This window comes from Allomesorhizobium camelthorni (assembly GCF_011045125.1).
GTDB lineage: Bacteria > Pseudomonadota > Alphaproteobacteria > Rhizobiales > Rhizobiaceae > Allomesorhizobium > Allomesorhizobium camelthorni.
This window is the reverse complement of record NZ_JAAKZF010000121.1, coordinates 1-10,423: the sequence shown is the minus strand read 5'-3', so window position 1 is coordinate 10,423 and position 10,423 is coordinate 1. Positions and strand designations below refer to the sequence as shown.

Below are 10,423 nucleotides of genomic sequence, written 5' to 3'. Positions count from 1 at the left end.
GTAACGGGCATTACGTTTGACGCTGGGTATATGGCGCGGCCTGAGGTGAAGGAGACTCAGGTCGATCTATTCCTGGCTACACTAGCTGTCCGCGCGTAAGATTTACATATGAGCGGGACTGGTCGGATAGGTCCGCAAGTTGCGAAAATGTTTGAGTATTTTTTCCATTACCACAATTCTTGGAGCCTTATGTTTTCTGCTCCGTTGGCTGTGAGCAATAGGGGGTGACAAGTGGCGTGGGCGGTGGATGAATTCTAATCCTTCATAGAAGCCCACTCTAAGAAATAGAGCCTTTTAAAATATCCTTGGTTTTATGTGGGGACGATGCGATTGAGCGATACGCGCCGAAAATTCATGAGGGTTCTCAATGGGGAAACCCTCGTCCCGCCCCCGCTATGGCTGATGAGGCAGGCGGGTCGATATCTCCCGGAATATCGGGAAACGCGGTCCAAGCTCGCGAGCTTCCTCGATCTTTGTTACTCGCCGGACCATGCTGTCGAGGTGACGTTGCAGCCCATCCGACGCTACGGCTTTGATGCGGCCATTCTCTTCTCCGATATTCTGGTCATCCCCGATGCTCTCGGTCGTAACGTGCGGTTCCTGGAAGGGCATGGACCACAGATGGACGCGATCGATGATGACGGTATACGCTCACTCAATGGAGCCGGGGTGCTTTCTCATCTGAGACCGGTTTTCGAAACCGTGCGACGTCTTCGCATCGAGCTTCCAAAGGAGACGGCGCTGCTAGGCTTCTGCGGCGCTCCATGGACAGTGGCGACCTATATGATCGCTGGCCAGGGTACGCCAGATCAGGCCCCAGCCCGCCTTTTTGCCTACACCCATCCGGAATCCTTTGAGCATCTTCTTATGTTTCTCGCCGATATCTCCGCGGACTATCTCGTGGCACAGATTGATGCGGGTGCGGATGCCTTGCAGATATTCGATTCGTGGGCCGGCGTCCTTGGAGAGAAGGAATTCGAAGCGTTCGCGATCAAGCCGGTCGCGCGCATGATTGCGTCGGTAAAGTCAAGGCGGCCGCAGGCGCGCATCATCGCCTTCGCGAAAGGTGCCGGATACCTGCTCAAAGATTACAGGCGGAAGACCCAGGCAGACGCAATCGGGCTGGACTGGTCAGTACCTTTGCGATTTGCAGCGGAATTGCAAAAGGAGGGGCCTGTGCAGGGCAACCTAGATCCGATGCGCCTTGTTGCCGGCGGAACGGCACTCGATGACGGTATTGATGACATTCTGCAAAACCTCGGAAACGGTCCGCTCATCTTCAATCTTGGACACGGCATCACCCCTCAGGCAGATCCCGATCATGTGAGGGCGCTGGCTGAGCGCGTCCGTGACTGGAGAGGATAAGCGCTTTGGAGAAGCAGACGGATACCAGCGCTGGCAGCCACGCGCGCAAGCGCGCCCGCTTGGCGCTGGTATTCTTCGTCCTTTTGGCTGCCGGCTTGTTCATCTGGCGGCCGGACAATCTGTACCTCTGGATCAAGGCGTCACACGTCGTTGCCGTGATCTCATGGATGGCGGGCCTTTTCTATTTGCCGCGCCTCTTCATCTACCATGCGGACGCGGAGCCCGGCTCGGCGCAGTCAGAAACTTTCAAAGTGATGGAGCAACGCCTTCTCCGGATCATCATGAACCCGGCCATGATGCTCACCTGGATTTTAGGACTCAATCTGGCATGGTCCGTCCATGGATTTCATGGTGGTTGGCTTCATGCGAAGATTGGGCTGGTCGTTGCGTTGACGGCAGTGCATATGTTGTTCAGCCGTGCGGTGCGAGCCTTTGCGCGCGATGAAAACCGGCGCTCCGCACGCTACTGGCGCTTCATGAACGAAGCACCAACGCTTCTGATGATAGCGATCGTTGTCCTCGTGGTGGTCAAGCCGTTTTAGTGGCGACGAGTTCTTAGGACAAAAACTCCTGGCAACTGCCGCCCTTTCTTTACACGATAGCATGTCCGGCGTCAGCGCCAGTGAGACAAAATTGGCTCAATGAGGAATGGAGGATTTCTCGCTCATCGTAGCCCGTCACAGGAGCGAAGATGCGACAGAAAGCCGGGACACCGAAACCGCCTGCTGTGCGAGGCAACAGCATTCCTTTCTCCTCAACTATTATCTAAGTACGTCAGGAATTCCAGCACTAGCCGGGTGACATGCGGTGTGCGCGATAGCAGTAATTGATTTCGGCTGCGGTCCACACACGGTCACGACTTGCGAAGTGTGTGCAAGCGCGCGCGACCCATCCACTCCCAAGCTGAGTTCCTCTGAGACGACACTCCTTCGGAGACTTTTTCACTGGGAAATGTCCAACCGTCATGGTTTCTATTCCCGCGCGTTACGGTGTCATCGGCTTCGCCGTGGCGATGGCTTCTGTGCCCTCATATACGAGAGCGTCGAAACGACCCTGTGCAGCCCAAGCAAGAGATTTAGGCAGCCGGTAATCCGGCGATCGCGTCCGGATTTCTGCGCTGTGCGTCTCCAAAGCCGAGTGTCCCGTATCTAATCGAACCACGGCATTGCCGATATCGCGCTGTATGCTTGCGCGGCTGACGGCAGGAAAAAGGATCGTTCCATCCCCAGATCGCAAAGAGCCGGGCTTACCGCAATTGAAAGGCCAATCAATCGGCCGTGTTCCTGAGCGCCAAGGCCGCCGCCGCCGGACCGATGACCGCGAAGAAAAGTGTCAGAGCGATCAATATCAGGAAAGGCGGCAGAAACGGAGCCGGTTCCTGGTCGGCCGCATAGCTCGCGCTCACACCGAAGATGAGGACCGGGATCGTCAGCGGCAGTACGAGGATCGACACCAAAAGCCCGCCGCGCGGGAGCGCAACCGCGACAGCCGAGCCGACCGCGCCGATGAAAGTGATCGCCGGCGAGCCGGCGAGCAGCGTCAGCATGGTTGCGCCGATCGCAGCCTCGTTCATGTTCATGAAGAGGCCAAGAAGCGGCGAGGCTATCACCAGCGGCAGGCTCGTCGCGGTCCAGTGCGCGACACATTTGACGATGACGGTGATCACCAGTGGTGTCTCCTGCATTAGCAGGAGATCGAGCGATCCGTCGTCCCTTTCTGCTTGAAACAGCCTGTCGAGCCCGAGCAGAGCGGCAAGCAGGGCGCCGATCCAGACGATGGCGGGTCCGATACGGGAAAGCAGATTGAGATCCGGCCCTACGCCGAACGGAACGACCACAACGACAGTGAGAAAGAACAATATGCCGATCAGTGCCCCGCCCCCTGCCCGGACGGAAAGTTTAAGGTCGCGGAAAAAGAGGGCGATCATGCTCCCCAAACCCCCGCTTCTCCTCCGGCGAAGCTCTTCATGCGCAATTCCTGCACATTGCTGAGCCCGAGCGGTTGATGCGTCGCGGCAAGCACGATGCCTCCCTTCCTTTGATGTTCGCCGATCAGCGCAGCAAACAGCTTGTCCGCGTTGGTGTCGAGCGCGGCCGTCGGCTCATCCAATAACCAGATGGGCCGATGGGCGACGAGCAGCTTGGCGAAGGCGAACCGACGCTGCTGGCCTGCGGAAAGATAGCCGAAGGGAAGATGGGTAATGCCGCCAAGGCCAACCGCCTCTGCGGCATCTTCGATCGAGGCCGTCGGCGCCTGTGAACCGTCGTCCAGAAACGAGCGCCAGAATTCGAGATTCTCGGCAATCGTAAGCTCATTTTTCATTGCATTTCGGTGGCCGAGATAGTGGCTGACTTCGCTCGGGCGCCGGTTGGTCCGGCCTCCCGAATTAGTGAATGTGACCGACCCCTTTTCGGGTCTCAGAAAGCCCGCCACGACACGCAGCAAAGTCGATTTCCCCGAGCCGTTACGGCCAGTCAGGACCAAGGCGTCACCTTCCGTTAAGCGAAAGGAAATATTAACGAAAATCAGATCGTCACCGCGTCGGGCAGCCAGAGTTTCAGCGGCGAGTTGCATCCATGTATTCTTTCTCTTCTGCGGTTCGCGGTGCGTCAAGACGCATCTTTTTCTCTGTGCGCTATGGCAGGTCTTTACGAAATCATCTGCAAAGTCTTGAAACCACACCAGCGGCCGGCGTGCATTTCATCCTCGCGCTGAACATGAATCTTTCACCACGGGGCCAGAGCTCCATTCTTGCCAATCGCCCGTATGATGCGAAGATCATCTCAGGAACACTTTGATATGGGATTGCTCAGGGCGCCCTTCCCTTCCATTCTACTCGACCTCACGAGCCATCGACGAACCGCAAATGGGCAATGCGGCTACGCGCACGGTCAAACTCTTGATCTGGTCACCGCCCCTCCGATCGGTTGATGGAGGTGAGCCTAGGCTCCCGCAGAGTCTGATCATCTTCTGATCGGTCTTCGAGTGCGTTGGCACGCAAACTGACCATTTTGTCGAAGAGGCGCTAGATCGTGAAAATGCGTTTGAGTTATTCATGCAGCTCATGAATGACCCCAAAGCCCCGCGCTCCTTTTTCCGTTCTCGTGAGCCATGTACGAGCTTCTCTCAGGGCTCACTGCGCGAACTTTGCGTCACCAGTTGTGCGAACCGCGACGGCATGGATTGCCGAGACGGCGACTGATCGCGGCTTAGACTTCTCCGCGTAACAGGAACGTCGCTTTCGAGGCGCGATGCGGCTTGGCATTACTCGCTGCAATATCATTCCCAAGCAGCGAGCGACAATAACGATTGTCTATCGACTCTATGACGAGAGGTGATTTCCCTCGTCAGCGTTGCAAGGTCATTTTCCAAAGCATCGTCGCGCCGACCCACTCGGATTCGCGATCAACACGCGAAACAGGATGCCAGATTGAGAAGCCGGGAAGGGATATGCAAAGCAACGACGTGATCGAAGTGGTCACGCCTCTCGGCGGTGGGACCAGCGAACTTAGCTTAAGTTCCACCTTCGCCACCTCGCGGAGGGCAACTGTGCCGACGCGTATGGAGCGATGACGCAACGCTCTGGAGAAAGATTGCCGAAGCTAACGGCAACCCGAACCCGGTCGCTTCAGAAGACCAGCTCGGGCCTTCCCGGGTGGGCTTTTGTTTTCTGCATGGGTGACAGAGCGGCCCGGTCCTGTACCTGTCAACATTGGGGTTTTCCATGACTGCAGATATTTCCGTCAAACAGGCGGACGAACCCTCCGTCAGAATCGGAAAAGTCGGCGTCCTTCTCGTCAATCTCGGTACGCCCGACGGCACCGACTACCAGTCGATGCGACGCTATCTGCGCGAATTCCTGACGGATCGGCGCGTCATCGAATGGTCGCGCTGGAAATGGTACCCGATCCTTTTCGGCATCGTGCTGAATACCCGCCCACAAAAGGTGGGCAAGGCCTATGAGATGATCTGGAATAAGGAAAGGAACGAGAGCTTTCTGCGCACCTACACCCGAAACCAGTCTGCCCTGATGGCGGAGCGGCTGATGGATTTGAATGTGAAGGTCGATTGGGCGATGCGCTATGGACAGCCTTCAATTGCCTCACGCATCCAGGCGCTGAAGGACGAAGGCTGCGACCGCATCCTTGTCTTCCCGCTCTATCCGCAATATGCGGCCGCGACCACGGCAACAGTCAACGACAAGGCTTTCGAGAAGCTGATGGCCATGCGTTGGCAGCCGGCACTGCGCACCGTTCCCGATTATCACGACGATCCGCCCTATATCGAGGCGCTCGCCAATTCCATAACGAAACATCTTGGAACGCTCGACTGGCAGCCGGACATGCTGCTTGCCTCGTTTCACGGCATCCCGATGTCTTATTTCCAGCAGGGTGATCCCTACTATTGCCAGTGCCAGAAGACCGGGCGCCTGTTGCGCGAGAAGCTTGGACTACCGGAAGACAAATTCATAATCACCTTCCAGTCCCGCTTCGGTCCGGAGGAATGGCTGCAACCCTATACCGACAAGACGGTCGAAAAGCTGGCACAGGACGGCGTCAAACGCATCGCCGTCATCAATCCCGGCTTCGTCTCCGACTGTCTGGAGACGCTGGAGGAGATCGCCGAGCAAGCCGCTCACTCCTTCCATCAAAATGGTGGCGAGAAATTCACGCATATTCCCTGCCTTAACGATAGCAAAGACGGCCTGAATGTACTGGAGAAGGCGGTGCGAAGGGAATTGATGGGCTGGGTATAGGCCAATTGCGGGAAAAGCCTGGAGACAAGATTGGCAGGTCGACACCGCTTCCCTCCGAAGATTGAACCGTCGCGGACCTGGCTTTCCTTGCGTTTTCCGCTTCGCCTTAGCTACGGAACGAGTGCGGGGCCGAACTGATCCATCGCGCGGACCGCTTCCATGCTCGTTGGTGGCAACCGGTCCCGAGCGGGTGGAAAGGGAAAGTGCTCCCTCCAATATCCCGGGCATGTGAAGCGGCCAAGAGGGGGCCGATGGACACATGTCCCATCAGGCGCCGTCACGATCACCCGCATCGTCTCTCAGCTCCAGTTCTCGAAAAAGCTGCTGCCGGCCTGCTCCCTTACGTCCGTTCCCGCCCGATGACCGAGCGCGGTGGCGTCGCGACGATTGCCATCGATCGTCACCCCGTGTTCATGGCTTCCATCGGGTGTGACGATCAGGCCAAAAAAGCAGATTCGGTCGCCTTCGCAAACAGCATAACCCGCTATCGGCGTACGGCACGAGCCATCCAGCGCGGCAAGGAATGCGCGCTCGCAGGAGACGGTATCGAACGTCACGGGGTCATTGACGGCTGCAAGGAGATCGTCGATCCGCGCATCGCCGATCCGGCTTTCGAAGCAGATGGCGCCCTGCGCCGGAGCTGGCGGAAAGTCTTCCGGTTCGAGAAGATCGGTGATAACGCCTACGTTTCCGAGCCTCTTCAGTCCTGCGAGCGCCAGCAGCGTCGCGTCGACCTGACCTTCCTGGAGCTTGCGTAGCCGTGTGTCGACTTGACCTCGAAAGGTAACGACGCTGATGTCGGGCCGCAAACGGCGGATCAACGCCTGCCGACGCAGCGACGAGGAGCCTACGGTCGCGCCATGGGGTAACTCGACCAGCTTGCGGGCCGTGCGCCCGATGAAGGCGTCGCGGATGTCCTCGCGCGGCAGGTAAGCCGAAAGATGGAGCCCTTCCGGGAGACTTGTCTGCATGTCCTTTGCCGAGTGAACGGCAAAATCCAGGTCGCCGGAAAGCAGCTTCGCTTCTAGCTCTTCGGTGAATAGCCCCTTCCCGCCGATTTCGGCGAGCGCCCGGTCGGTGATGTGGTCGCCGCGCGTCGTCAGCACGACGATCTCAAACATTTCCTCGGGAACGCCGTGGGCTGCCATCAAACGGTCGCGTGCCTCATGGGCCTGTGCCAGTGCAAGCGGACTGCCGCGTGTACCGATACGAAAAGGTTTTGTTTGCATCCGCTCTATTCCATTGTTACCGACTGTTCTCGTAAACCGGTTTAAACGTCATCGCAATCAACGAACGGACTCCATTGTCCGGCGTCAGCGTCAGTGAGACAGAGTTGGCTTGACTTGCATGGGGCAATGATTGTCAAGCTTGGTCCTGGTTCATCCTCCTTGTTCCGACCGGAACCCGGCTGGCACTTGTGGGCAAGCTTTCCGACATGGGCAGAACCGACAACATTCCGAGAGGGGTATTGTCACGTTCTGGTACACGCGACAAAGAAACGTTCGAGGGCCGAGAGACCGTCGTAGATTAGGACCGCCAACGCGGTGACGATAAGGCCGCCCTGCATCACGAAGGCGGTATTGCTGGCGGCGAGGCCGGCAATGATGATCTCGCCCAGCGTCCGCGCCGCCACGGTTGAACCGATAGTGGCGGTGGCCAGCGAAATCACGGTTGAAAGCCGCACGCCGCCCAGGATGACGGGCAGGGCCAAAGGCAGTTCGACCCGGGTGAGGCGCTGCATGCCCGTCATGCCCATGCCTCGCGCCGCCATTGTGATGGCTGGGGGCACGGTGGTGAGGCCGGTGAGGGAATTTTCGAAGATCGGCAGCAGTCCATAAAGGAAAAGCGCCATGAGCGTCGGGGCGTTGCCGAAGCCCAAGATGGGCACGGCCAAAGCCAGCACGGCGACGGGCGGAAAGGTCTGGCCGATATTGGCGAGGCTGCGCGAGAGCGGCAGGAATTCGGCCCCGAACGGGCGCGTCACAAGGATGGCGAGGCTGAGGGCCACGATGGTCGCCATCGTCGTGGCGGCGAAGGTGATGGCGAGGTGGCTGAGGGTGAGGCTCCACAGGCTCCCGCGATCATAGATGGCGGGCTGGCCGTTCTTGATGAGCGGCCGGAGCAGGAAGGCGAAGCTTTCGGGCGAGACCAAAAATGCGATCAGCAGCGCCAGAACGAGCAGCCTTATGATTAAGGGCCATCTCATTGCGGGCGGGCCGCGCGGCGATTGAGTTCGGTGAGCGTTACGCGGCCGATGCGTTGGCCACCGTCCTCGACAGGCAAGGCGGCGCGGCCGGACCAAAGGAGTTCGGCGAGGCCATCGCGCAGGGTAGCATCGGCGGAGATGGGGGTGCCCTTGGCTTCGCCGGGTTCGACGGCCTCGCGGATCGAGGCGAGGGAAAGCAGACGGAAGGGGCGCTCGCCGGTGCCGATGAGTTCATCGACGAATCCAGTCGTGGGGCGGGCGATGATCTCTTGGGGGGTGGCGTATTGCAGGATCTTGCCCTCGTCCATAACCGCGATCCTGTCGCCGAGACGAATGGCCTCTTCCATGTCGTGGGTGACGAGCACGATGGTGGTGCCGAAATGCTTCTGGATGTCGATGAGGTTCTGCTGCGCTTGGGCGCGGATGATGGGATCGAGCGCTCCGAAGGGCTCATCCATGAGCAGGATATTGGGCTCGGCGGCAAGGGCGCGGGCCACGCCAATGCGCTGCTGCTGGCCGCCGGACAATTCGCTGGGCATACGGTCGTGATACTGGCCGGGTTCGAGCTGGAAGAGATCGAGCAGTTCATCGACGCGGCGGGCGATGCGGGCCTTATCCCAGCCGAGAAGTTTCGGGACCGTGCCGATATTCTGGCCGACCGTGCGGTGGGGAAAGAGGCCGTGGCCTTGGATGGCGTAACCGATGCGGCGACGCAATTCGTAGGCGGGGACAGTACGCGTGTCCTCGCCATCGATGCGGATGGTGCCGGTAGTGGGTTCGACTAGGCGGTTGATCATGCGCAAGAGTGTGGTCTTGCCCGAACCCGACGTGCCAACAATGGCAGCGATTGTGTGCGGTTCGACTTTCATCGTCACGCGATCGACGACTGCGCTGTTGCCATAGGTCTTGGTGATCTGGTCGATCTCAATCATTGGAGGGTTCCTGTGGCGAAACCATTTCGACGAGGGCGTCGAGGATGACAGCGGAAGCGAAGGCCAGGCCGACGGTAGGCACGGCGCCCAGCAGCACGAGGTCCATCGCGGTCTGGCCGATGCCCTGGAAGACGAAGACACCGAAGCCGCCGCCGCCGATGAGCGCTGCAATCGTAGCGATGCCAATATTCTGGACCAAAATGATGCGGATGCCGGCAATTATTATCGGAAAGGCCAGGGGCAGCTCGACCGCGACGAGACGCTGGCGGTTGGTCATGCCCATGCCCCTGGCAGCGTCGTTGGCATCTTCGGGGACGCCGAGAAGGCCGACGACGGTATTCGAGACCACCGGCAGGAGGCTGTAGAGGAAGAGCGCCACCATGGCAGGCGCCGCGCCGATGCCGGAAACGCCGATGGCAGCGAGGGCCGGCATTGCGGCAGCCAATGCGCCGAGAGGGGCGATGAGGAGGCCAAACAGCGCAATCGAAGGGATGGTCTGGACGGCGTTGAGAATGTTGAGGACGACCGTGCGCAGCCGATTGTCGCGATAACAAGCGATGCCGAGCGGGATGCCGATGACGGTGGCAACGATCAGCGAACCGACGGCGAGGGTGATATGGGTCTGCCCCTCCCGCCAGAAAGCTTCAGCGCGGCTGGCATATTCCTTGATGATGGAGAGTTCGTCCCATGCCCCACTCCAGAGAAGCGCGCCAATGCCTATGGCGACCAGCGCCAGCATGGCGAGACGCGGCCAGGGTCCGAGGCGCAGGCGCGTCAGGGAATCGGCGGCAAGGAGGGCATAGGCACTCGCAAGAACCCAGAAGCCCGCACCCGGCGCGATGCGCGCCAGCCTATCGCCTTCGGGCGTCAGGTGATAACCGGCGACGCCGATCGCCAAGACGAGAGCGACTAGGCCGATGAAACCGAGCAGAAGGCGCAGGATGGCGGGAAATTTCAGAAGGCTGATGAAAATAGAGATGCCCAGCGCCAGCGCTATTATCACGGCATAAATCGGAGGGAGCGCCAAGAAGATCGAGCGCGGCTCGCCGGGAAGGATGCGGTTGGGCTTGAAATCGGCGAAGGGCAGCAGAAGCCAGGCGCCGGCGAGGACGAGCGCGATAACAACACCGAGCTTGTCGAGGCCGACGGCTCGTTTCGGCAATG

The 10,423-nt window shown here is 59.3% G+C and carries 10 protein-coding genes; 4 read left to right on the top strand and 6 right to left on the bottom strand.

All coding sequences use genetic code 11. The annotated features are described in order from the left end of the window. Positions 1 to 330 precede the first annotated feature (330 nt). On the top strand, positions 331 to 1,365 hold the full coding sequence (hemE, locus tag G6N73_RS32565; protein ID WP_165034048.1) for a uroporphyrinogen decarboxylase: 1,035 nt from the start codon (positions 331 to 333) through the stop codon (positions 1,363 to 1,365). 5 nt (positions 1,366 to 1,370) lie between these two features. Continuing rightward, positions 1,371 to 1,907 (top strand): protoporphyrinogen oxidase HemJ, encoded by a 537-nt coding sequence (gene hemJ / locus G6N73_RS32560; protein ID WP_165034047.1) that lies wholly within the window; start codon positions 1,371 to 1,373, stop codon positions 1,905 to 1,907. 725 nt (positions 1,908 to 2,632) lie between these two features. Here the strand turns inward: hemJ and ccmB are convergent. Then, positions 2,633 to 3,292, bottom strand: a complete 660-nt coding sequence (gene ccmB / locus G6N73_RS32555) for a heme exporter protein CcmB (RefSeq protein WP_165034046.1) — start codon at positions 3,290 to 3,292, stop codon at positions 2,633 to 2,635. Further along, positions 3,289 to 3,939 (bottom strand): heme ABC exporter ATP-binding protein CcmA, encoded by a 651-nt coding sequence (ccmA, locus tag G6N73_RS32550; RefSeq protein ID WP_165034045.1) that lies wholly within the window; start codon positions 3,937 to 3,939, stop codon positions 3,289 to 3,291. The genes ccmB and ccmA overlap by 4 nt, the downstream gene beginning before the upstream one ends. A gap of 2 nt (positions 3,940 to 3,941) precedes the next feature. On the opposite strand from ccmA, the gene G6N73_RS32545 reads away from it, so the two are divergent. Then, the gene (locus G6N73_RS32545; RefSeq protein WP_165034044.1) at positions 3,942 to 4,163 is read left to right on the top strand and encodes a hypothetical protein; all 222 of its coding nucleotides are present in this window, start codon (positions 3,942 to 3,944) and stop codon (positions 4,161 to 4,163) included. Positions 4,164 to 5,089: 926 nt separating this feature from the next. Further along, positions 5,090 to 6,121, top strand: coding sequence for a ferrochelatase (gene hemH / locus G6N73_RS32540; protein WP_165034043.1), 1,032 nt, complete (start codon positions 5,090 to 5,092; stop codon positions 6,119 to 6,121). Between the two features lie 299 nt (positions 6,122 to 6,420). Here hemH and hemC read toward each other — a convergent pair whose 3' ends face one another. The 4 genes from hemC to G6N73_RS32520 form a co-directional block, all read right to left on the bottom strand. Further along, a complete protein-coding gene (hemC, locus tag G6N73_RS32535; protein WP_165034042.1) occupies positions 6,421 to 7,350 on the bottom strand; it encodes a hydroxymethylbilane synthase in 930 nt (309 codons plus the stop codon). A 242-nt stretch (positions 7,351 to 7,592) separates the two neighbouring features. Beyond that, positions 7,593 to 8,327 (bottom strand): ABC transporter permease, encoded by a 735-nt coding sequence (locus G6N73_RS32530; RefSeq protein WP_165034041.1) that lies wholly within the window; start codon positions 8,325 to 8,327, stop codon positions 7,593 to 7,595. Further along, positions 8,324 to 9,259, bottom strand: coding sequence for an ABC transporter ATP-binding protein (locus G6N73_RS32525; RefSeq protein ID WP_165034040.1), 936 nt, complete (start codon positions 9,257 to 9,259; stop codon positions 8,324 to 8,326). Before G6N73_RS32525 ends, G6N73_RS32530 begins: the two co-directional genes overlap by 4 nt. Next, positions 9,252 to 10,421 (bottom strand): ABC transporter permease, encoded by a 1,170-nt coding sequence (locus G6N73_RS32520; RefSeq protein ID WP_165034039.1) that lies wholly within the window; start codon positions 10,419 to 10,421, stop codon positions 9,252 to 9,254. Before G6N73_RS32520 ends, G6N73_RS32525 begins: the two co-directional genes overlap by 8 nt. Positions 10,422 to 10,423: the final 2 nt, after the last annotated feature.